Below are 22,972 nucleotides of genomic sequence, written 5' to 3'. Positions count from 1 at the left end.
TTTGGAGAAAAGTGCCCTTTAGCCTTGCCCAACGCGGTGAGCGTCGCCTAAAGTCGCATGGCTACCAACAGCTTGCTGATAGATACTGGTACAAAATAGGAGCCCTTATGCCTTCTGCCCTTGGCATCGACTGGAAACAACATCTGAAATCCGGCCAGCGCATTTTTATTGGCTCGCATGCGGCGGTGCCAAACGCACTGATGGACGACTTGATAGCCCATGCCCGCCAGCTGCATGATATCGAAATTGTTCAGTTGCTCACCCTGTCCGACAATGCCTGGGCCAACCCGGATCAGCAACACCGCTTTAAAGTGAATACCTTTTTTATTGGCGGTGACACCATTCGTCAGGCCGTGGCAGAGGGCCGGGCCGATTACACCCCTTGCTTTATGTCGGATATTCCGCATCTTTTTACCGACGATATTCTGCCACTGGATGCCGCCCTGATTATGGTGAGTCCGGCCGATCAACATGGCTACCATTCGCTCGGTGTGTCGGTGGATGTGGTGGCTGCTGCCGCCAAGGCAGCCAAAACAGTCATTGCTCAGATAAACCCGCTGATGCCGGTGACCTATGGCCAAAGCTTTATTCACCGCGACCAGATTGACCTCAGTATCGAATGCGAGCAGCCACTACCCGAGCTACCGCCGATGGATACCGACAATGAGGTCAGTGAACGTATCGGCCAGTACATTGCACTGCTGGTAGAGGATGGTGCCACCATACAGCTCGGTGTCGGCCGTATTTGCAATGCGGTGCTGAAGTACCTGGGCAACCACAAAGACTTGGGCGTGCACAGTGACATGATCACCGATGGCATCATGGCGCTGATCCAGAAAGGCGTGATCACCAACCGGCGCAAAACCTTTCACCCGGGCAAAGTGGTGACCAGCTTTTTCGTCGGCAGTAAGGCGCTGTACGATTTTGTCCATCACAATCCGCATATCGGCTTTTATCCCAGCGAGTACGTCAACTCCCCCGCCAACATTGCACGCAACGAGCGAATGATGGCCATAAACAGCGCCATTGAGGTGGATTTGACCGGCCAGGTGGTGGCAGACTCCATTGGCCATCAGTTTTACAGCGGCATTGGTGGCCAGGTCGATTTCAGTCGAGGTGCTTCGATGAGCGTGGGCGGCAAACCCATTGTCGCGCTGCCCTCCACCACCGAAGATGGCAAAACCTCGCGCATTGTACCGCATATCCGCGAAGGCGCCGGTGTAGTGACCAGCCGGGCCCATGTGCACTATGTAGTCACCGAGTTTGGCGTGGCCTCCTTGCGTGGTAAAAGCATCCGCGAGCGGGCGCTGGAGCTAATCCGGGTTGCCCACCCCAAGTTTCGCCACCAACTGCTGCAAAAAGTGCGGGAACATTACTGGGTGCCGCATTACCAACAACAAACGCCGGTAGATGTGCCGGAGCTTGGCAAGGTAGGTTTTAAAGAGTTACGTATTGCAGGCGAAAGCTTTGATCTAAGGCCATTAAACCCATCCGATGAACGGCGCTTGCAGGAGTTCTTTTATTCACACACCAAAGAAACCCTGCAACTGCGCTACAACGCCGTGCCCACCCAGATGAGCCGGGAAAAATCCTGCAACCTGGTCAGTGTCGATCAATCGAAAGACTTGGCCCTGTGCATCGTGCGGCAAAAAGGGTCGGCGGTGCAAATTCAGGCGGTAGGCCGCTATTACCTGCTGCCCGCAGCCAACAGCTGCGAAGTCGCCTTTGTCACCCGGGAAAAGTACCAGGGCCAGGGCATGGCCAAACGGCTGTTGGATGAAATGATTGCCATTGCCAAAGCGCGGGGTTTAGATGCCATGCTGGCCTATGTACGGGCCGATAACCAGCCCATGCTGAGCGTGTTTGAAAAAGCCGGTTTTGTCCGCCTGCCTGCCGATGAACCGGGCGAAGTCACCCTGAAACTGACGCTGCCGCATAAGAGCAAGGAGTAACCGATGCCACTGACCTTATTCAGCCATGCCCGCTGCGCCTTGCACAACCCGGACCCGGAGCATCCGGAGCAGCCGGCCAGGCTGCATGCCATCAATGACCAGCTGGTCCGCTCCGGCCTTGAGTATGTGATTAAACAAGCCGATGCCCGCCCGGCCGAAGTCACTGATTTGTACCGGGCCCACAGCAAGCTGTACATTGATGAGTTGTTTGCCAAAGCACCAACCGAAGGCCAGATTTGGCTGGATCCGGATACACCAATGACGCCGAAAAGCCTGCCAGCCGCACTGCTGGCGGCGGGCTCCGGCATTCAGGCGGTGGATGAGGTGATGCAGGCCGACAACCAACAGGCCTTTTGTGCGATACGGCCGCCGGGCCATCATGCCACCGCCGATCAGGCCATGGGGTTTTGCCTGCTGAACAACATCGCCATCGCGGCCAGCTATGCGCTGGATCGGTATCAGCTAGAGCGCGTGGCCATCGTCGACTTTGATGTGCACCATGGCAACGGCACCGAAGCGATTTTCCGCCATGATGAGCGGGTGTTGTTTTGCTCGTCCTATCAGCAGGCCCTGTACCCCAACAGCGGCGATGACAGCAGCACCGATCGCATTCTGAACCTGCCTCTGCCCGCTGGCTGCAAAGGTGAGCAATGGCGTAAAGCAGTGCAACAGCGCTGGTTTGCTGCGCTGGACGCCTTTGCGCCGCAGCTGATTTTTATTTCCGCCGGCTTCGACGGCCATGCCGAAGACGAGATGTCGCAGTTTTTACTCAAAGAAGACGACTACGCCTGGCTGACCGGAGAGCTGAAACAACTGGCCAGCCGCCACTGCCATGGCCGCATGGTCTCAATGCTGGAGGGCGGCTACGATTTAAGCTCACTCGGGCGCAGCGTGGTAGCGCATGTAAAAGCCATGCTGTGAAGGCTGGCTTTCTGCTATGCCGCTTAGGGCGTTCGTGGCACAAAAATGACCAATAGCCGGGATTGAATTGTTTAATATATTCTACCAGCTCACAAAATTGTTAATTAGTACGCACCAAGCAGTTATGCAGGCGTTGATATATCTATTTAACTATCTATAATACCCGCATTATTACATTAACAGAATGATTGCAATGCTGGGATGGCAATTAATCAAGCGTCAGGCCGTAGCCGTTGGCTTAGCGCTACTACTGTTGATGATCGCAACCAAGGTGGAGGCAGGTGTGTTTGGTTGGTTTAAAAGAACAGAAATTCAGTGGTCACCGGAGATTCGAGGGGTTCTCTTCAATCAGGGGGAGCCTGTGACTAATAGAGAAGTGAAGCGCAGGTTATATTATGAAGGTAAAGAGCGCTACGATAGCGTGGCCACCGATGCACACGGTCATTTTTACTTTCCCCGTAAAACACTTAAGGTTCGTCGTGTCTTATTTGATGTTAGTGTTGCCATGGAGTTATATGTAACTGAGTATCCTGACAAAAAGGATGAAGATCTGGTTTTTAGTATCGGTAATCTGAACCATCTTAATTACCAAAGCCTTAATCTCATTCTCAGTGACATGCAATGCGAATTAACAGCCCCGTCCAAAAACGAGCAACTTAAATATCTGGAGAACCCAGAGCTTTTGGAGATAGCACCGTCTTTTACTTCTAAATGCTCATTTACTCATTCCAGTAAGGCTTTGTTCTCAGATGAAGAACTGCAACAAATAATAGATGAAGACTCAAAGAATATAGAAAGCTTTTAAGTCTTAACAACAAGGACGACTCGACTATGAAGACAATCACTCCGAGAGCAGCAGTATGGCTAGCAAGAGCACCATATGAAGTACAAGGTGTGAAAGCTGGACAAAGCTTTACTGGTGGTCAAAGGTTTATCACTGAACACTTTGATTTCAATCAAACAGGTGGAGTAGTCCATGCTGTGTCGGGCAGCATACTTTCGACACTATTTAACCGCACCACTGGCTTTGCTGTTGTTGGCAAGGGCAAAGGCCGCTTTAGTGGCGATGTCGCTATCGGGATCCGTGGTACCAATATGACCAGTGGCCGGGACTGGTTTAGTAACCTGAATGCCGGTATTGCCGTCGCCGATAACCAAAGCCGGGTGCATGCCGGTTTTCAAAAGGTGTTTCACAGCATGCAGCCTGCACTGGAACGGCAGCTTGCCCCTTTATTACGCAACAGTAGCAATGGGCTTGTGCATTGTGCCGGCCATAGTCTGGGCGGTGCGCTTGCCCACCTGGCCGCTGTTTGGGTGAAACAACATTTTGGCAACCGGGTGGCGCTGTATACCTTTGGTGCGCCACGGGTTGGCCTGAATGACTTTGCGCTGAAATCATCCGGCAGCATTGATAAAATTTACCGTTGTGTGCATGGGGATGACCCTGTGCCTATGGTGCCGGTATGGCCGTTTTTTCACGCCCCGCTGAATGGCAGCAGTGTGTTGCTTACCTCGGCAACCGGTATTAACCCTTTTTCTCATTCCATGATGGCTACCCCCGGCTATGTCACCACGGCTCGCGGCCAATGGGAAGACTTGCAGCGCCGTGGCGATACCATCAAGGCCGTGCGCTTAAGCTACGACCGGCGTTTTGAGTGCCACTTTAGCAACCATTGGCAGGAAAAACTGATGCATGCACTGATCACCCTGCTGAAGGATGCCGGTGTGTTAGCTGGTGTAACGTTGCAAATGGCGACTAGCGGCATCATGACATTTTACGATCACCTGGCCGCCACGATTGAGAAAGTCGTTCTAATGTCCCCACAGCTTGAAGCGCAGGTATTGGGTTTGCTCGGCCATATGCTGGTTTTTGCCGGTAAGCTTGCAGTCACCATTACTGAACTGAGCGCACGCTTTATTCGCTGGGTATTTCAAGTCACGTTGGAAGCCATGTACAGCAAAGCCCGCCGCGCGGTTGACATGCTGAACTAATGGGTTCCGGAAGTTGTAACTGTGCCCCCAGTGCTGGGGCATTTTTAAAAGGTGTATGTACGTTGGCAGCAGTAATTAGTAAAAAAGAAGCGATCGCTTTGTTGAAACATTGGCAAAACCAAGGGCATTCCTTGCTTTCATTGTTTCGGGTACAAAATGGCAGCCGTGGTACTCTGATGATTAGCTTACCAGATTATGTCAGCAATCAATGGCTGACAGTAAAAGGAGACTATGCCAGTTACGAATTGGCGCTGGCCGCTTTTGGCCAATGGCTTGACGACTTGTTGGCTGGTAAATTGCTCTAGGGAGCACCGCAATAATATCAACCTGAACTGTCGGTGTTTACGAGGGCCAAAACTGCTATAATGCCGGCTGTTTAAACCCCGCTGGCTCTTTGCCATCGTCACGGAGCCAGACCTATGACTGCATCTGATTTTGCCTCACTCACGCTAACCCCATCGCTGCTTGCTACCTTGCAGGAGCTGAACTACCAGCAGATGACCCCTATCCAGCAACAAAGCCTGCCGGCCATTCTGGCGGGCAAGGATGTGATTGCACAAGCACAAACCGGCTCGGGCAAAACCGCCGCCTTTGCACTGGGCATGCTGACTAAGCTGAACGTGAAGCGTTTTCGCATTCAGGGCCTGGTACTGTGCCCTACCCGCGAGCTGGCCGAACAGGTGGCAAAAGAGCTGCGCACCCTGGGACGCAGCATTCACAACATCAAGGTACTGACCTTGTGCGGTGGCGTGCCTGCCCGCCATCAGATTTTATCGCTGGAACATGGCGCGCACATTCTGGTAGGCACCCCTGGCCGGGTGCTGGATCATTTGCAGCAGCAGCGGCTGGATCTTACTGAACTTAGCATGCTGGTGCTGGATGAAGCCGATCGCATGCTGGATATGGGCTTTTTGGACGATGTCGCCACCATTGCCGCCGCCACGCCGGCCGGGCGGCAAACCTTGTTATTCAGCGCCACGTACCCTACCGGCATTGAGCAACTGGCCGCCCGTTTGTTGCAACACCCCCAGCGGGTGTCGGTGGCAGCCAGTGCAAGCCACAACGCCATTGAACAACAGTTTTTTGCGTTGGCGGGCACCAAACCAGAACAGGCGGTTATGTTGCTGCTGCATCACTTTCAGCCAGAAAGCTGCGTGGTGTTCTGCAACACCAAGCGGGTGACCCAGCAACTGGCCGATGCCTTGCAGCAGCATGGCTTTAGTGCCAAGGCCTTGCATGGCGATTTGGAGCAAAAAGACCGCGACCAAACCCTGCTGCAATTTGCTAATAAAAGCGCCCGCATTTTGGTGGCGACCGATGTGGCTGCCCGCGGCCTGGATATCAGCGAGCTGGATCTGGTCATCAATGCCGAGCTGGCGCACGATGCCGACACCCACACCCATCGCATTGGCCGCACCGGCCGCGCTGGCGCCAAAGGCCTGGCCGTCACCCTGGCCGATAGCAAAGACGACTACAAACTCAGCCTGCTGCAAGATGAACTAAGCCAAACCATTGCTCTGCAAGCGCTGCCTGATGCGGCTTTGCTCAACAGCAGGCCAGCCGCCGCCGACATGGTGACCCTGCAAATTCAGGGCGGCAAGAAGCAAAAACTACGTCCGGGCGATATTGTTGGCGCTTTAACACGCGATCAGCAAATTGCTTTTGAGGATGTCGGTAAAATTCAGCTGCATGATTTGTGGGCCTATGTGGCGGTGAAACGCAGTGCGGCGAAAAAAGCACTGCAGATTTTAAATCACGATAAAATGAAAGGCCGTAACTTCCGCGCCTGGCAGCTGTAACCACTCCAGGCTGCCAGCCACACAACCAGCGCTACAGTTTAAAGCCCTGCAACGATGTTTTCATCCGCGCTGCCATACTTCGCAATTGCTGGCTGGCACCGGTTAACTCGTTCGATTTGGCGGTGGTATCCTGTACCGCATTGGCAATGTGCTCCATATTCTCATTGATAGTCGCAGAGACCGTGGCCAGCTCTTCCGTCGCACTGGCCAGCTGATCATTGACATCGGTAATGCTGGATACCGCCTGATTGATCTTAGCCAGCGTTTTTCCGGCTTGCTGCGAGCGCTCGATGGTTTGCTCGGTTTCCTGCTGACTGGATGCCATGGATTGTACCGCCTGCTCAGAATCGTGCTGAATGTCCTGAATGCGCTGATTGATGCCCTGCGTTGACTCCTGCGACCGGCTGGCCAGGGTGCGCACTTCATCGGCGACCACCGCAAAACCACGCCCCATTTCGCCGGCCCGGGCCGCTTCAATGGCGGCATTTAATGCCAGCAAATTGGTTTGCTCAGCAATATTACCAATGACATCCGTGACCGCCCCCACCTCCTCACTGCGTTTGGATAGCTGCTGAATCACAGTACCAACTTGTTCAATTTTCTGCTTCAACGCCTCAATCGCCAAAATGGTATCTTCCACCGCTTTGGTGCCAGAGCGGGTTTGCTGATCGGCATCCCGGGCCGATTGCGCAGCCGTGGCAGCATTGCGCGCCATGTCTTCACAGGTGGCCGTCATTTCACTGACCGCGGTGGCAACCTGGGCGGTTTGGTCCATCACACTTTGTAAAATATGCTGGGTTTGCTGGCTGGTATCATCCAGCATTGCCGATTGTTCGGCCAATTGCTCAGCCATCTCTGTTTGCTGGCTAATAATTTCCCGCAATCGCTGCACCAAACCACTCAGTGCCGCCAGTAAGCTGCTGTTATCGCCGGGCTTGAGGGCAAAATCAGCCCGAAAATCGCCGCCAGCAACCTGACGGACCAAGGCCCGGGCACTGGCCACCTCCCCCCCTAACTGGCTTAACAACCACTGCCGGATATACAGCGACAACCCCACTGTTATTGCGATAATCAACACGACCACCAGCGCAATACGGGCAGCGACGGCCCAAAAGGCCGCTTGGACATCATCAATGTAAATGCCCGAGCCTAGCACCCAGCCCCACTGCGGGTCCCGGTCAACAAAGGACAGCTTGGTGTAACGCTCCTCAGTCAGCCCACCACCGGCAAGTGGCTTCGGCCACTGGTATTCAACAAAGCCGGAACCATAGCGATTGACCGCATCCACAAAGCTGACAAACAAGTTGGCGTTGTCCAGACGCTGCGACTGGCGGCCATCTTTGCTGCGCATCTGAGTCGCGTAGTGAAAGTTGCGCTCATCCAAAATGGTGCCATCCAGCCTGGGTGCCGTCGGGTGCATAATCATCCGCGGAATAGGCCGTCCCATGTCGTTGATCCAGATGTATTCGGTACCATCGTAACGAATGGCTTGAATGGCTTGCAAAGCCTGCTGTTGTGCTTGCTCTGTGGTTAGCTCACCACTGGCCTCCAATTGCTGGTAATGTTGCACCAGATGCAAGCCGGCTTCGATAATCGCCATCACCCGGGCTTCCCGCCCTTGCATCAGGCTGGTGTTCAGCGCATTAAGCGCCACGGTTGCCAGCAACAAAAAGCCGATTAAGGCTACCAGCGGTATAGTGAGTAAGCGACCAGCCACCGTTGAAAAAAAGTTCATCCTTAGCTCCTTGTTGCCTGGCATCTTGGTTGAATAATTATTTGTACCTCATGCAGTTAAGGCGAGCGGAGCTGGGTTGTCAAGCAATAGGGCCTCGATTAGGACCAAGGTTGAAACCTACCGGCATCAGCCGTATTCCAGCCAGCATTTATCGCAAGTTGCCTGCCCGGTACTTGTACTAGCTACCCTAGCCCTTTAGGCTCAGGTTAGCCCGTACCTTTGGTGAGAGACCCATGCTAAATCTAACCCGCCCTTTGCTCTGGCTACTGGCCTGCTGCATCCCTGCCATCGCCGCTGAACCAGCGCATCCGCCCCAGTTCCCGGGTAGCCAATACCGCCCAAACGTCGCCACCGTAGAACAGGTGCTGGGGTACCCGCTTGGTCAACGGATTTCAGAGCCAACCGCCATTGCCCGCTACTTTGAACACCTGGCATCGGCGCACCCAGAGCAAGTAAGGCTGGTACCCTATGCTACAAGCTGGCAAGGCCGGCCGTTGTTTTATGTAGTGATTGGCAGTCCAACCCATATTGCACAGCTGGACCGCATTGAGGCCGATATGCGCCGGCTGGCTGATCCGCGAAACCTGCCAGCGGCAGAGGCCCGCTCGTTAATACAACAATTGCCTGCCAGCGTCTGGATTGCCAGTACCTTGCACGGCAATGAAATAAGCCCAGCCGATGCGGCTATGGCGCTAGCCTACCATTTGCTGGCCGATAGCAGTGAGCGCACCCAGGCCATTCTGGCCAATACCCTGGTATACATTGATCCGCTGCAAAACCCAGATGGCCATCACCGCTTTGTCAGTCGTTACTACGCCACCGTTGGGCTGGCACATTCTGCCGACCGCCTGTCGGCCGAGCACAATGAGCCCTGGCCCAATGGCCGCACCAACCATTACCTGTTCGATATGAACCGCGACTGGATTTCACTGACCCAGCCAGAAACCCGAGGTCGGGTGCACGCTCTGCAACAGATGTATCCGCTGATTTTTGTCGACTCGCATGAAATGGGCGGCGACATGGGCTATTACTTCAGCCCGGAGGCCGAACCCTACAACCCGCACATTCAGGCAGCACAGCGCACGGTGTTGCATAACATTGGCCGGAACAATGCCCATTGGTTTGATGAGCTGGGTTACGACTATTTTACCCGGGAAATTTTCGATGCCTTCTACCCTGGCTATGGCGCCAGCTGGCCGCTGTATTACGGCAGCATTGCCATGACCTATGAAATGGCCTCGGCCCGAGGTCATCAGTTCCGCAAGCGCGATGGCGACATCCTGACCTTTGCCGATGGCGTGCAGCGCAACTTTGTTGCCTTTAAAGCCACGCTGGAAACCGCCAGCCGCGAAGCGAATACCTTGCTGCAAAACTTCTACCAGTACCGCCTTTCGGCCAGCCAGCAAGGCGAGCAAGACGGCATTCGCAGTTACATTTTTCCGGCGCAGCGTGATACTGCTGGCCATCAGAAGCTGATGGGCGTGTTAAGCCAGCATGGCATTGAAGTCGACCAGGCCCAGGAAGACTTTCGCGCCTGCGGCAACAGCTACCAGTCAGGTGCCTACATCGTGCACACCAATCAACCCAGCTATCACCTGATCCGTACCCTGCTGGATGATACCGTGCCGATGGACCGCGAGTTTATCGCCCGCCAGGAAGAGCGCCGTGCCAACAACCTGCCCGATCAGATATACGACGTCACGGCCTGGTCGCTGCCGTTGATGTACAACCTGGAGCTCGACCGCTGCAACCGGGTGGTGCGTGTCAACGCCAGCCGTGTTGGGCCTGAAACCGTGCTGGCTGGCAGCGTGCAGCAACCTGAGGCACGCTTTGGCTATCTGATCCCCTGGGGCGATATGGCCAGTGCCCGTTTTATGAGCCAGGCACTGCAACAAGGGTTGCAGCTGCGCAGCAGTGATCTGCCCTTTACCCATCAAAATGGCAAGCGCTACCCGGCGGGCAGCCTGATCCTGAGCCGGGCGGATAACCCGGCAGGGTTGACCGGCCGGGTGCAACAACTGGCGGCCCAAACCGGTGCCATGGTAGAAGGCATTGACAGCAGCTGGGTGCTGGATGGGCCCAACTTTGGCTCGATGAATGTCAAAACCCTGCATGCACCACAAATCGCCATGGTTTGGGACGAACCAACCAATCCACTGAGCGCTGGCAGTGCCCGCTTTGTGCTGGAACAGGGCATTGGCTACCCGGTCACTGCCATTCGGCCAGCTCAATTGCGCACTGCGGACCTGAGCCATTATCAGGTGCTGATTTTGCCGGCAACCAGCCGCGCTGGCTACGTCGCAGCCCTCGGTCAGACAGGCCAGAACAATCTACGTCACTTTGTTGAGCGCGGCGGTGTACTGATAGCGCTTGGCAATGCCACCGAATGGCTGCTGGAAGGCGAGCAACCTTTGCTTGCCAGCAAGCGGGAATTTCGGGTGAGTGCGCAGGAAAAGCCGCTGAATGAACCGCGTGTGCCTGGGCGTTTGTTAGCAGAACACAGTGAGGTGCAGGCACTGCTGGAACCCTACCAAGCGGATCCCGACTGGGTACCGGGCTTCCTGGTCAATGCCCGTGTGGATCAAAACCATTGGCTGACCGCTGGCATCGCCCCGACCGTGCGCAGCATCTATGTTGGCAATCAGGTGTATCAGCCGCTGCGTATCAATGACGGGCGCAATGTGGTCAGTTTTAAAGGCCCGGATGAACTGCTGGCCGGTGGCTTTGTCTGGGATGAAAACCGGCTGCAAATTGCCCACAAGCCGCTGCTGATGGTGCAACCTGTAGGCCGTGGCCAGGTGATCGCCTTTACCCAGGAGCCGAATTTCCGTGCCTATGTCGATGGCATGCACCTGCTGTACATCAATGCCGTGTTCCGCGGCGCGGCGCACGCCACCCCACTGCGCTGAGTCTCTGCTATGCTTAATCCGCCCGGTCATTTGGCCGGGCTCTGTCACGCTGCTGTCATGCTGCACTGGCAGCATAGCCAGTGGCTACCAAGCTGGCACAGTTTCTGTATTCATTGCCAGTATCGGTTAAAACGAACTGCAAACCCGCTGTCGCTGCCTGCTTTTGGCGCATTGTGCACCAAAGCCATGCAGCAGGGCCTGATGAACTATTGAAACAAGGAGATCACCATGCCACTGAAGAAACAATTTCTGAAAAGCCGCCCTGTTGTGAAAGTGACTTTTGAGATCCCGGCCGAAGCCGCCAAAGCTGCCAGCAGCGCCTATGTTCTGTGTGAAGCCCAGGGTTGGCAGAAAGAGCCCCTGAAGCGGTTAAAAAATGGCGGCTTCAAAACCGTGCTGGAGCTACCCACCGATCAGCAGGACGACTTTGAGTTCCGTTATTGCCTGCTGGATGAGGCCGGTAATGAGCAGTACGACAACGACTGGCAGGCCGATGGCTACCGTCCTACCCCGCTTGGTGTGGAAAACTCGGTGGTGTCGGTACGGGCAAGTTAAGCTGATCGGTTGCATCCCTTTGGCGGTAAGGTATAACCTTGCCACTTTCAAAGAGGATGCACCGCAGTGTGAGCCGACTAGACCAGAACTTTTATCGCAATGGGCCAAACCACAGAGCCGGTGCCGATGTCAGCTTTACCGATATAGTTAAGCTGTTCGGCTTTCGTGGTATCCGCACTGGCCGTTGGGTCACGGCTGAAGAACAGCAGCGCGCCGCCAATCTGTTTTTCGATGCCCTATGCGACTTGCAGCAGCTGCTGCAGGTGCCAGAGCAAGTACTGTCACTGAATCAGTCGCTAACGCTCACCTTTGGCATTGGCGGCCAACCCGGCGTCTGCGCCCATTACCAACCGCGCGGTCGCATTTTAGCGCTGGCCAAAAATGCCGGTGCCGGCAGCCTGGCGCATGAATGGTTTCACGCCTTTGATCACTACATCGCCAGCAAGGTATTCCGTGATGCTGGCAATCAACATTTTGCCAGCCGCTGCTTTTTGCACCCACACCGAATCAAGCCCCACCCATTAAACCAGTTGCTGCTGGAGGGGTTCAAAACCCTGCTGCTATCCCCCGATGGCACCCAGTCCAGCGCCTGGTTTGTGCATTGCGCCGCCCTGGATCGCGCCCGCAATCAGCTGTACCTAGCGCAACCAGAGGAGCTGTGCGCCCGGGCTTTTGAAGCCATGCTGCAAGCCCAGCCACTGAAAAATCACTTCTTGGTTAGCGGTACCCGTCAAAGCGAGCTGGCCAAAGCAGGTGCCTACCCGGATGCAGAGCTACTACAACAACTCAGCACACACTGGCTTCGCTACTTCGCTTTACTGGGTCAGGTATTGATGGCTGCACAACGCGAATAAAGCAAACTGCAGCTACACTTGTGTTAACAGATAACTCTGGAGTCACTATGCTCAGGCGATGTATTTACCCAATGCTCTGGCTATATATCCTAAGCAATAGTGGGCCATTAGCAGCGCATGCCGATGACAAGCCAGCAGATACTTTGGTTATTATCGATGTTGTCGACTGGCTAAGCCCGGCTCACCAGGCCACGCATCAAGCCAGTGTGCTGCAAAAGATTTTGGCGAATCTGACTATCCCCCACCAAATCCAACAAATTACCCGCAACCGGGCCAGAATGCTGGTTCGCGAACACCCGACAGCTTGCATGCCCTGGCTGCTAAAAACACCCGAGCGATTGCAAGACTTTCAGTTCAGTGTGCCTTATATGGCAGAAAACGCCCTGCAGTTGGTGGTGAGAGACAATACCCCCCTCGCCCAGACACTGCACCAACAACGACAAGCCGGCCCAGTCAGGCTGGGCGAACTGCTGCTGCAACGACGCCCTCCCATCTTGGGCATTGAAACCAACCGCAGTTACGGTCAGAAAACCGATCAACTGCTTAGCGAGCTGCAACACTTGCCAGCCATCTACACCCGTACCAGCTCCAGCAACAATCCGGCCGAGCTTATCCCCATGCTGCAGCGCGGCTTTCTTGACATCATTATTGAGTATGAAATTGTGGCAAAAGAACACAGCAATGAGCTGGCATTTTTCCCGTTCGAAGAAACCGAAGCCTTTCAACTGAGTCATTTCGCCTGCTCCAACACCGAAGACATGGCCAGACTGCTACCTGCCTTGAACCAAAGCATCCAGATGCTCGGCCAGGATGAGGAGTTTCAACAACTCATGTTACTCAGCATCCCAGAACACTTTAAACAGCAAGCTCTGCAGTATCTTCGTGAAGCGCAGCAGAAGCCGTGAATCAAGGCTGGCAAAATAGCGAAAAAACGCTATGGTTTGAAGGAAGATAATAATAAGGAAGCGCTATGCCTATTACCCCCGAACTCAACGCTGAAATCCGAATTCTGAACCTGTACAACCTGGATAGCGTGCGCGAAGGCCTGAAAGCCCATAAAGACGCCGACGAAGCCACGAAAGCCGCCATCGCCCGCCTGCACCACAAAGGCTTACTTACCCAACCAGACGGCGGCTACCTCACCGATCTCGGCGTGCACTGCGCCGAGCACCTGCAAATGGCCCTGCGGATTTTGGATGTGCCGGGGTAATTGCCGCCCGCCAAACCCTCGGAGTTCGACGGGTTTGGCTGTTAACAGCCGAAAACGACATAGAGCCAGATACATGGGCGTAAGGCTATAGGAGTAAGATATGAACCGAACCCCAGCCATCAGTAACTTGCATATGAGCATGGCGATGGCTGCCACTAATCTCATCAGCTAAAATCCACTTAAAAAATATTCAGCAGATTTTCATCAAATAAAACCCCTGTAAGGCTATGAGCTTCGCAAAGCTCTTTAAAAACTGCGGAAGCATACAATGCTTTGCAGCCTTGAAGTTCTGATTTGAAAATCATCTTACCCGCTACATCTGACTCGTCAAATACCAACGTCTCAAGACCAAATGGGAAGCCACCTTGATACTTGATCAGGCTCTGCTCTTTCACCTCAGCCCCTAGCATCGTGCAATTGAATAAGGTGAGATCCTATCCTTCAACATGAATAGGCAGAAACTCACCATTAGCAGCAATATGCGCTGATAACGCATCGAATGCTTTACTATTCAAGACTAAAAAATTACCCCAAAATGATATATCGGTGAGAGGGTGCTTTGCATTGTAAGGGTGCGCTATACAGCTGGGTGTGACCCAGCGATCTGACAACCTGGTACATGAGCTCGATAGTTTTCGGACGATTTGATAGCCAGGGTCATTGATGAGTTTTGCCAGCTCAGTTAGGCTCAGCTGAACCACTTCGTAAGAATCCTCTGGACGTTTTAGGCGGTAAATCATGGCATGTATCCCTGATTGCTCTATGTGATGGTGACTCATGTGATCAGACAGGTCGTTATATTAAGGAAAATAAATTGATGCATCATGATTTGACATGCTAGCATATTGGCAACATACCGACATTATGGAAATCTTTGAATGGAATTCAAAAAGACTCCACACTTAAGCCATTACTCTGCTCCTGAAAGACCGCTTAATCCAAGCCCTCTTGAGATGATCATTTATCTCTATGAACAAAAAGCACATCACTTTCACCATGCAAAGCATCAATCAGCTTCAAAGTCTGAAACATCAGCACAAAGAGCTGAGCGAGAAGCAAAGCGTACTAGAGATTGGAAACACCTGAGGCTGGAGCGCAGAAAGATTGTGGCTCATATTAAGTTGCAGGAAAGCCTGGCAGCCTACAGGGAAGAGAGTAAGACAAAAAACATTCGTGAATTAGTGGCGGAAGAGCATCATCCTACAAAAAAACTGGCCCGAAATCTTAGGGCTGCCGGAGAGCCTAAGCCAACCCCCATCCACGAAGCGCATCACATCATACCCGGTAGTGGAAAGCACCGGCGCGAGCTCATGCTTCAAAGCCGCCTTAATTTGCATGGGTATGGTGTGGGTATCAATGATCCATTAAATGGCATTTGGTTAAGGAACTTTGCGAAAAATACGCCTGATGACTGGGCAACCCCAGAGTCTCCACCTCACCGCCCTATCCATACCTACAATTATGAAACCTGGATAGCCGCAATGTTTTCAAACGACAATCTGCCTGAGTCTGTGTTCTTATCCAGACTAAGAACCGTTAAACGAAAACTAAAAGATGGTACATTCCCTCCCAATATTCTTGAGAAAAGGAATAACTGATGGCAGTTTATCGCCTGAAGCCGGTCGAAAACAGCATTGAAGTATTGGATCTTAGCTTACTTCAGTTTGCTGACATCCTTGGCGATGAAGATTATGTGTTGATTCGAAGCCAACCCAGAACCAACGAGTCTTTATCCGCACGCTGGAAGCACACCGAATGCAAACTTGCCCCTTTTTATCAAAAAGGCCAAAGCATTCCAGATATTTCATACTGGGGATCGTATTTAGTGATGACTAAGCAGGCTTACAGTGTCTTTCAGGAGCCGCTAAGTCGTGAGGGTGAGTTTCTGCCGCTTAGTGTTTCAAATAAACCCATGTACATCTATATTCCTTTGACGTTTGGGCAAGAAGATAAAACCCGAACCGTAAAACACTTTGAAGATGGCTATGAGTGCGGTTTAGAGCAATTAGTATTTGATAAGACGGATGTGTCCAAAAAGTGGATTTTCAAGTCTGCTATGTATGGCTTTCATGCTTTGTTTGTATCAGAAGCATTCAAAGAACTTTTTGAGCAGTCAGGGTTCAGCGGAGTCATTTTCGACAGCGATTTAGCCGGCGCGTTTTAAATGCAGTATTGCTTGTTGTTGCTCAGTTTTCTAAGCCGCCTGTTCGGCAGTGAAGTTGCTGAAAAAGATACGTATCGCGGCGGTTAATTTCTAAGCTGCCTGTTCGGCAGTGAAGTGCCCACGGTTCCCGCCGAAACCACGCCGGTCTTTCTAAGCTGCATGTTCGGCAGTGAAGCTCAATAGGTGGCTCAATAGGTGGCTCAATAGTTTCTAAGCTGCCTGTTCGGCAGTGAAGGCCGGGGCCCTGGATGAAGACCTGCAGGCCCATTTCTAAGCTGCCTGTTCGGCATTGAAGACCGTGCAGCTGCTCAGTGGTGCCAGTATCACTTTCTAAGCTGCCTGTTCGGCAGTGAAGCAAAATCGAATACAAACAGCCTCGGTTCTACCTTTCTAAGCTGCCTGTTCGGCAGTGAAGCTGACAATAAACCACGGGGCTGCTGTGGGGTTTTTCTAAGCTGCCTGTTCGGCAGTGAAGGATCAATACGTGCGTAGGCTGTACGTAAATTGTTTCTAAGCTGCCTGTTCGGCAGTGAAGGGCTTTTGCTGCGGTGATCCCGATGGCTGCCATTTCTAAGCTGCCTGTTCGGCAGTGAAGATAGTCACCGAATATGGCGTGCTACTGCAAGTTTTCTAAGCTGCCTGTTCGGCAGTGAAGTGGCTTTTCCATCAGCTGCTAGCGGCGTGACATTTCTAAGCTGCCTGTTCGGCAGTGAAGTTTATTCAACACCGCCATGGTGCAGGCCATTCTTTCTAAGCTGCCTGTTCGGCAGTGAAGAACGAAGATTTGCCCGACACCCACTGGCCACATTTCTAAGCTGCCTGTTCGACAGTGAAGCCGGAGCACAGACAGGCGGCGGCTTTCGCTCATTTCTAAGCTGCCTGTTCGGCAGTGAAGAATAAGCCAATGATTAAGCGCGACGATAAAGATTTCTAAGCTGCCTGTTCGGCAGTGAAGTAGATCAACTATTCCGCACAGTTTGTTTATGTTTTCTAAGCTGCCTGTTCGGCAGTGAAGCTGATTGCGTATTAGCATGCAGGGCGCTGACATTTCTAAGCTGCCTGTTCGGCAGTGAAGTGTGCCCGGTGATATTTCATTTAGCCGGTAAGTTTCTAAGCTGCCTGTTCGGCATTGAAGACCGTGCAGCTGCTCAGTGGTGCCAGTATCACTTTCTAAGCTGCCTGTTCGGCAGTGAAGCCACAAACGGCTCAACCAGGCACTTGGCCTTTTTTCTAAGCTGCCTGTTCGGCAGTGAAGAAGATAATAACGTCAATGCATCCGGTCCAAGTTTTCTAAGCTGCCTGTTCGGCAGTGAAGGGGCGATGGCTGCGGCTTATCTGGCCGTCTCATTTCTAAGCTGCCTGTTCGGCAGTGAAGGTGCTGTTGTTGCTGGGGTTGTTGGGGAGCGTTTTCTAAGCTGCCTGTTCGGCAGTGAAGCTGCTGGCATTCATGAAGGGTAATGTCAGCAATTTCTAAGCTGCCTGTTCGGCAGTGAAGTGTGTAATCCCAAGAGCTGCCACGGCCGCAACTTTCTAAGCTGCCTGTTCGGCAGTGAAGCTTTTGCTTCTGGCAAAGCGCCGGCCGTCAACTTTCTAAGCTGCCTGTTCGGCAGTGAAGAACTAGGATTTTAGCCATCAGTTACCCCCTTATTTCTAAGCTGCCTGTTCGGCAGTGAAGGGTACCTAACGGTGAGCACGCGACATTAACGCTTTCTAAGCTGCCTGTTCGGCAGTGAAGGTGCATTTACTACGCGCCAGTCCCCCGAGCGTTTTCTAAGCTGCCTGTTCGGCAGTGAAGAAACCCGACAACTAAGTTTAGGACTAAACAATTTTCTAAGCTGCCTGTTCGGCAGTGAAGGCGCTGGCCCCTTCGGTTGTAGTCTTCGTAATTTTCTAAGCTGCCTGTTCGGCAGTGAAGAGACAAAGCTGGGGACCTACGTGCCCGGTCAGTTTCTAAGCTGCCTGTTCGGCAGTGAAGTTTGATTGTTGGCATCGTATTTTCTCCGTTTATTTCTAAGCTGCCTGTTCGGCAGTGAAGGCATTCTCCTTACCCAATAGTGCCCGGCCTTTTTTCTAAGCTGCCTGTTCGGCAGTGAAGAAGACCATCAACAGTCAGCGCCTGGGCGAGCTTTTCTAAGCTGCCTGTTCGGCAGTGAAGTGTCGTAGGGCAACCACTGGCTGTCGTCCTCGTTTCTAAGCTGCCTGTTCGGCAGTGAAGTTTCCTTAAGCAACGATTTGCAAGTTGGGTCGTTTCTAAGCTGCCTGTTCGGCAGTGAAGGTTTATTGTTAGTGCTGGTTGATGCTCTTGCATTTCTAAGCTGCCTGTTCGGCAGTGAAGTATTGATCTGTTAAAAATTCATTTTGGACGCTTTTCTAAGCTGCCTGTTCGGCAGTGAAGTAGACCTTGGGCGGTTAGTGGGTCCAGGCCATTTTCTAAGCTGCCTGTTCGGCAGTGAAGATTTACGCCATTACTGAGCTGGGTATCTCTCATTTCTAAGCTGCCTGTTCGGCAGTGAAGGCACCGGTGAAAGTGCCAGATGGTTGGCCCTGTTTCTAAGCTGCCTGTTCGGCAGTGAAGGAGCAGTTGCTCAAACTGCCTCGCAAAGTCCATTTCTAAGCTGCCTGTTCGGCAGTGAAGAGGCATTAGCTGAGTGCTGCTGCCGGCTGGAATTTCTAAGCTGCCTGTTCGGCAGTGAAGAGGGTCAACCTCGTAAGCGCCGGGGGCTACCTTTTCTAAGCTGCCTGTTCGGCAGTGAAGGGCATGGTCTCCCCTGGCCGCCTGCTTTACCTTTTCTAAGCTGCCTGTTCGGCAGTGAAGGAGCCCCGCACTTATTCAAGAGCATTGAGGATTTTCTAAGCTGCCTGTTCGGCAGTGAAGTTTCCAGCTGTCCGCTTACGCACACCGGTGGATTTCTAAGCTGCCTGTTCGGCAGTGAAGATCATGGACTGAGCTTCTTTGGTTTTCAGCACTTTTCTAAGCTGCCTGTTCGGCAGTGAAGCTGACGTTCCGCATGAATGCGTTCTTGCTGCCTTTCTAAGCTGCCTGTTCGGCAGTGAAGATTTGGTGTAGTGGTTCATGCTCATTCCTTATTTTCTAAGCTGCCTGTTCGGCAGTGAAGACAGTCTGACACAACGCGGATAACCTCAGTACTTTCTAAGCTGCCTGTTCGGCAGTGAAGTTAGCGTAGTTAGCCGGATAAGCTGACCCTCTTTTCTAAGCTGCCTGTTCGGCAGTGAAGGGGAGAAAGTAGTTACAAAAAACTCCTAGACTTTTCTAAGCTGCCTGTTCGGCAGTGAAGGCGATAGTCACACGATCTGGCGCTGGTTGTCCTTTCTAAGCTGCCTGTTCGGCAGTGAAGAAACCGCCGATGAGCAACATACGATGCTCGACTTTCTAAGCTGCCTGTTCGGCAGTGAAGGCATCCCACCAGCTCACGCTGGTTGTCTGCATTTTCTAAGCTGCCTGTTCGGCAGTGAAGAGGGCCAGTTTGCGGCGTTTATTGCTCGGATGTTTCTAAGCTGCCTGTTCGGCAGTGAAGTCGTTGATGCGGTCAATGCTGCCGCCTGCAATTTTCTAAGCTGCCTGTTCGGCAGTGAAGAAGCAGGTAAACCGTAACGGCCTATCAATGCATTTCTAAGCTGCCTGTTCGGCAGTGAAGGTGCGATAGTCGAGACCGCCATACCAACCAGATTTCTAAGCTGCCTGTTCGGCAGTGAAGAAGTAACTGCCGTTGATGGCGCGGCTGCCCCATTTCTAAGCTGCCTGTTCGGCAGTGAAGATTTTTTTTCGCACTCGGCCGACAGGCCAAAATTTCTAAGCTGCCTGTTCGGCAGTGAAGTGTTGGCGGATCTTCAGCACTGTACGCGCATCTTTCTAAGCTGCCTGTTCGGCAGTGAAGAGCCTCGCGCAGGGCTTCGGATGCTTCTTTGTTTTCTAAGCTGCCTGTTCGGCAGTGAAGTGGGCCTTGCTGCAGCTCGTTCTGAGCGATCTTTTCTAAGCTGCCTGTTCGGCAGTGAAGACATCACCAAAGCTGATGGTTTTGCCGGAGCTTTTCTAAGCTGCCTGTTCGGCAGTGAAGGGCCTGTCTGTTCGGGAAGCGCAAAAGTTATTTTTCTAAGCTGCCTGTTCGGCAGTGAAGCTGCACAATGCGCACTTCAAATTGCCAGTGCTTTTCTAAGCTGCCTGTTCGGCAGTGAAGAAACCGGCCATGGCTTGCCTGTAGGCTGGCAATTTCTAAGCTGCCTGTTCGGCAGTGAAGAATTTGTGCTTTTGCGACCAACCACCAAAGCATTTCTAAGCTGCCTGTTCGGCAGTGAAGGATCTTCCATAGGCTCAGGCAATATTGGCGAATTTCTAAGCTGCCTGTTCGGCAGTGAAGAACGGGGCAGGCCTGAACGTATCTCATTAGCTTTTCTAAGCTGCCTGTTCGGCAGTGAAGTCCAGGATGGTGCCAAAACCAACATCGTTAATTTTCTAAGCTGCCTGTTCGGCAGTGAAGCAACTGGTGAATTGCTGGTTGCTCTGGAGTATTTTCTAAGCTGCCTGTTCGGCAGTGAAGATATGATCCCGACTCTGGCGATCTTACTTGGATTTCTAAGCTGCCTGTTCGGCAGTGAAGCCCATTCACTCGTCTACGGGCGTGCTTGTCGATTTCTAAGCTGCCTGTTCGGCAGTGAAGCGTGTCACTTCCGGTGGCGTTTTTAGCCCGGATTTCTAAGCTGCCTGTTCGGCAGTGAAGAGCAGCGCCTCGACAATATCAATATTACCCTATTTCTAAGCTGCCTGTTCGGCAGTGAAGATTTTTTTTCGCACTCGGCCGACAGGCCAAAATTTCTAAGCTGCCTGTTCGGCAGTGAAGCTGCAGCCAACCAAATTGGTCGTGACTTTGCCTTTCTAAGCTGCCTGTTCGGCAGTGAAGTTGCGCCTTCAGTTATCTCACAACTACCGTGATTTCTAAGCTGCCTGTTCGGCAGTGAAGGTTTCAAACTCCGAGCAATGCTGAGGAACTTTTTTCTAAGCTGCCTGTTCGGCAGTGAAGTACATACCTGTTCACGCTCTGTAGGGGTGCGATTTCTAAGCTGCCTGTTCGGCAGTGAAGCATACTGACCGGCCTTTCTATGACCGGTCAGATTTCTAAGCTGCCTGTTCGGCAGTGAAGTAGTGCATTTAAGCACTAATAACCTGATTATTAAAGAACATTCAGCGCTATGCGTGATTGACCCTTTTTATGAGGGCAAAAAAGCAGCCCTTATATGGTAAGGGCTGCAGGCGCTAGCTAAAAAAAGGGGTTAAAACCAAGGAACTGTTACTTTTTCAGATAATCGACTTAATCCGTATGAATTAAAACTGCCTTCTTTTGCCTGTTCCATTACCGGCCCCTGCTCAATAAACACTTTCATTTGCTGTTTATTGCCCCGGCTGGTTAGTTGCAGAAACGGTAACTTAAGTGGTTTTTGTGACTCATCAGGAATCTTGCCCATCGCCTCCTCATGCGTTAACCAGCCTTTACCAACTGAACGTTGGCGCTTGTTGTGCGCACTCTTAAGTTGGCGCCTGGCAAAATAACGCTGCTTAGCATCCTTCGGCACTGACAAAACATCACTACACTGACAATAATCCCGCAGCCCCTTTAACCAACTCTGCGCCATGAGTTTTTCCAACATAGTCGCGCTGCCGTGGATACGTAGCTTGGTGCCGAGGTTTTTACCCGCTACGCCATAATTTGGGAAACTAATCCCTACTTTACCTTCAGTCACCTGCCCCAACACTGCATGCAATTTTGAGCACAGATTATTCATTAGAAAGTTGGCATCAGCTTCTAAGTCTGGCAGTACCGTAATTTCGATATAGCTATCCATAGTTGTTCCCTTAGCCGGCTTCACCAAATACACCGCCACGAATAAACATGGCCATAATGTAATGCTGCTGCTCCAACGGCGGGGTTTTACCTTTCAAAATCCAACCATCCAGCAACTTATAAAAATCCATGCCGTCTTTCGGCTGACGATACGCTTTTCCACGGTTGGTTACTGAGCCATAAGGTTCAACTGCTATAGCACCTACTTCTGCTGTTTCAGGGTGCCAGGTATCAATAGTGCGCAAAGCATTGCCAATTTTTTGCGAGTGCATTGCCGCAACGCCATCTAACTGATACAAAAATTTGCTTTTATCACCTTTACCGCCACCCATTACTAGTTCCTGTGATGGATAAACCGCCTGGCCAGCTCCAAGTTTTACAAAGGCACTAACCTTAAGCAGTGCAAAACTCTCACCGGATAAGCCCTGCTTAATCACTTGTGCCAACTTTGCCAAATCGCCGCTGGGCACTGCAAAACTACGCAAATCAAACTGCTGGCTATCAAATATCCAATGCTCTTTACCATGTGTCACCTGCACTTCCACCGCTTCGGCGCCTACCCTGTTACGCCACAGAAAGCGGCCGTTTGCGATATTAGCTGCATAGCGATTGGCTAACTCAGTAAACTGGGTTTGCTCAGCATAACCATTAATAATATTGGCTAAAGCTTTTTGATATGCAGGTTTGTTGCAGGTAGAGGGTGTGGCTAAATCGCCCATTATTCTTAAAGTAAAACTCACTTTAAGCGTATCGTGCTCAAACGGCAGTGCGGCATTATCAACAGTCTGCGGATTAGCTTTTTGTATCTCAGCATCAACTTTTGCAGGATCGCTGGCCAAAGCCGACTTTAACCGGTTTGAAATAGTGCCTCGTACCGCTTTTTCTTTAACACTTACAGGCAAAAAGCTGTTGGCATTTGCACGCTCTTCCCAATTGCCACTGGCCATAATGGCGTCTGAATTTGCTAGCTTGGCTTCAAAAGCCAGCACTGAAGGATTCTCTAATTTTTCGCTCATAGGTTAGTTC

At 52.2% G+C, this 22,972-nt stretch carries 18 protein-coding genes and 1 CRISPR repeat array; of the genes, 14 read left to right on the top strand and 4 right to left on the bottom strand.

What is annotated here, in order from left to right:
• Positions 1–107: 107 nt before the first annotated feature.
• The 6 genes from BLW37_RS13865 (at position 108) to dbpA (ending at position 6,664) form a co-directional block, all read left to right on the top strand.
• Complete coding sequence (locus BLW37_RS13865) at positions 108–1,952, top strand: GNAT family N-acetyltransferase (RefSeq protein ID WP_091343894.1); 1,845 nt, start codon at positions 108–110, stop codon at positions 1,950–1,952.
• A gap of 3 nt (positions 1,953–1,955) precedes the next feature.
• Positions 1,956–2,873 carry a histone deacetylase family protein gene (locus BLW37_RS13860; RefSeq protein WP_091343891.1) on the top strand — a complete coding sequence of 306 codons (918 nt, stop codon included), beginning with the start codon at positions 1,956–1,958 and terminating at the stop codon, positions 2,871–2,873.
• Between the two features lie 193 nt (positions 2,874–3,066).
• Positions 3,067–3,678 (top strand): DUF6795 domain-containing protein, encoded by a 612-nt coding sequence (locus BLW37_RS13855; RefSeq protein WP_091343889.1) that lies wholly within the window; start codon positions 3,067–3,069, stop codon positions 3,676–3,678.
• A gap of 176 nt (positions 3,679–3,854) precedes the next feature.
• Complete coding sequence (locus tag BLW37_RS13850) at positions 3,855–4,865, top strand: lipase family protein (protein ID WP_171907626.1); 1,011 nt, start codon at positions 3,855–3,857, stop codon at positions 4,863–4,865.
• A 62-nt stretch (positions 4,866–4,927) separates the two neighbouring features.
• Positions 4,928–5,170 carry a hypothetical protein gene (locus tag BLW37_RS13845; RefSeq protein WP_139243726.1) on the top strand — a complete coding sequence of 81 codons (243 nt, stop codon included), beginning with the start codon at positions 4,928–4,930 and terminating at the stop codon, positions 5,168–5,170.
• Positions 5,171–5,284: 114 nt separating this feature from the next.
• On the top strand, positions 5,285–6,664 hold the full coding sequence (gene dbpA / locus BLW37_RS13840) for an ATP-dependent RNA helicase DbpA (RefSeq protein ID WP_091343882.1): 1,380 nt from the start codon (positions 5,285–5,287) through the stop codon (positions 6,662–6,664).
• A 31-nt stretch (positions 6,665–6,695) separates the two neighbouring features.
• On the opposite strand, the gene BLW37_RS13835 is transcribed toward dbpA, so the two are convergent.
• Complete coding sequence (locus BLW37_RS13835; protein ID WP_091343881.1) at positions 6,696–8,399, bottom strand: methyl-accepting chemotaxis protein; 1,704 nt, start codon at positions 8,397–8,399, stop codon at positions 6,696–6,698.
• Positions 8,400–8,632: 233 nt separating this feature from the next.
• On the opposite strand from BLW37_RS13835, the gene BLW37_RS13830 reads away from it, so the two are divergent.
• The 6 genes from BLW37_RS13830 (at position 8,633) to BLW37_RS13810 (ending at position 13,927) form a co-directional block, all read left to right on the top strand.
• The gene (locus BLW37_RS13830; protein ID WP_091343879.1) at positions 8,633–11,308 is read left to right on the top strand and encodes a M14 family zinc carboxypeptidase; all 2,676 of its coding nucleotides are present in this window, start codon (positions 8,633–8,635) and stop codon (positions 11,306–11,308) included.
• A gap of 9 nt (positions 11,309–11,317) precedes the next feature.
• Positions 11,318–11,521: a hypothetical protein gene (locus tag BLW37_RS18635; RefSeq protein WP_139243725.1), complete on the top strand. Its 204-nt coding sequence runs from the start codon at positions 11,318–11,320 to the stop codon at positions 11,519–11,521.
• 15 nt (positions 11,522–11,536) lie between these two features.
• Positions 11,537–11,863, top strand: coding sequence for an isoamylase early set domain-containing protein (locus tag BLW37_RS13825; protein ID WP_091343877.1), 327 nt, complete (start codon positions 11,537–11,539; stop codon positions 11,861–11,863).
• Between the two features lie 56 nt (positions 11,864–11,919).
• Positions 11,920–12,717, top strand: coding sequence for a CLCA_X family protein (locus BLW37_RS13820; protein WP_091343875.1), 798 nt, complete (start codon positions 11,920–11,922; stop codon positions 12,715–12,717).
• Positions 12,718–12,764: 47 nt separating this feature from the next.
• The gene (locus BLW37_RS13815) at positions 12,765–13,622 is read left to right on the top strand and encodes a transglycosylase SLT domain-containing protein (RefSeq protein WP_139243724.1); all 858 of its coding nucleotides are present in this window, start codon (positions 12,765–12,767) and stop codon (positions 13,620–13,622) included.
• 65 nt (positions 13,623–13,687) lie between these two features.
• Entirely contained in the window at positions 13,688–13,927 is a 240-nt protein-coding gene (locus BLW37_RS13810; protein WP_091343871.1) for a TIGR02647 family protein, read from the top strand.
• Positions 13,928–14,106: 179 nt separating this feature from the next.
• Here BLW37_RS13810 and BLW37_RS13805 read toward each other — a convergent pair whose 3' ends face one another.
• Positions 14,107–14,322 (bottom strand): hypothetical protein, encoded by a 216-nt coding sequence (locus BLW37_RS13805; protein WP_139243723.1) that lies wholly within the window; start codon positions 14,320–14,322, stop codon positions 14,107–14,109.
• Positions 14,323–14,805: 483 nt separating this feature from the next.
• Here BLW37_RS13805 and BLW37_RS13795 point away from each other — a divergent pair, with 483 nt between their 5' ends.
• Together BLW37_RS13795 and BLW37_RS13790 are read left to right on the top strand one after the other, a co-directional pair.
• Positions 14,806–15,525, top strand: a complete 720-nt coding sequence (locus tag BLW37_RS13795; RefSeq protein WP_091343865.1) for an AHH domain-containing protein — start codon at positions 14,806–14,808, stop codon at positions 15,523–15,525.
• Positions 15,525–16,091 (top strand): hypothetical protein, encoded by a 567-nt coding sequence (locus tag BLW37_RS13790; RefSeq protein ID WP_091343863.1) that lies wholly within the window; start codon positions 15,525–15,527, stop codon positions 16,089–16,091. The genes BLW37_RS13795 and BLW37_RS13790 overlap by 1 nt, the downstream gene beginning before the upstream one ends.
• 27 nt (positions 16,092–16,118) lie before the next feature.
• Positions 16,119–21,247: a CRISPR direct-repeat array (repeat unit 28 nt; unit sequence TTTCTAAGCTGCCTGTTCGGCAGTGAAG).
• Positions 21,248–21,377: 130 nt separating this feature from the next.
• Here the strand turns inward: BLW37_RS13790 and cas6f are convergent.
• Complete coding sequence (gene cas6f, locus BLW37_RS13785; RefSeq protein ID WP_091343861.1) at positions 21,378–21,947, bottom strand: type I-F CRISPR-associated endoribonuclease Cas6/Csy4; 570 nt, start codon at positions 21,945–21,947, stop codon at positions 21,378–21,380.
• Between the two features lie 10 nt (positions 21,948–21,957).
• Entirely contained in the window at positions 21,958–22,962 is a 1,005-nt protein-coding gene (gene csy3 / locus BLW37_RS13780) for a type I-F CRISPR-associated protein Csy3 (protein ID WP_091343859.1), read from the bottom strand.
• Between the last annotated feature and the right edge of the window lie 10 nt (positions 22,963–22,972).

The sequence above is a fragment of the Alkalimonas amylolytica genome (assembly GCF_900107845.1).
Classification (GTDB): domain Bacteria; phylum Pseudomonadota; class Gammaproteobacteria; order Enterobacterales; family Alteromonadaceae; genus Alkalimonas; species Alkalimonas amylolytica.
The sequence above is the reverse complement of the archived record's forward strand: the minus strand, read 5'-3'. Positions and strand labels throughout refer to the sequence as shown.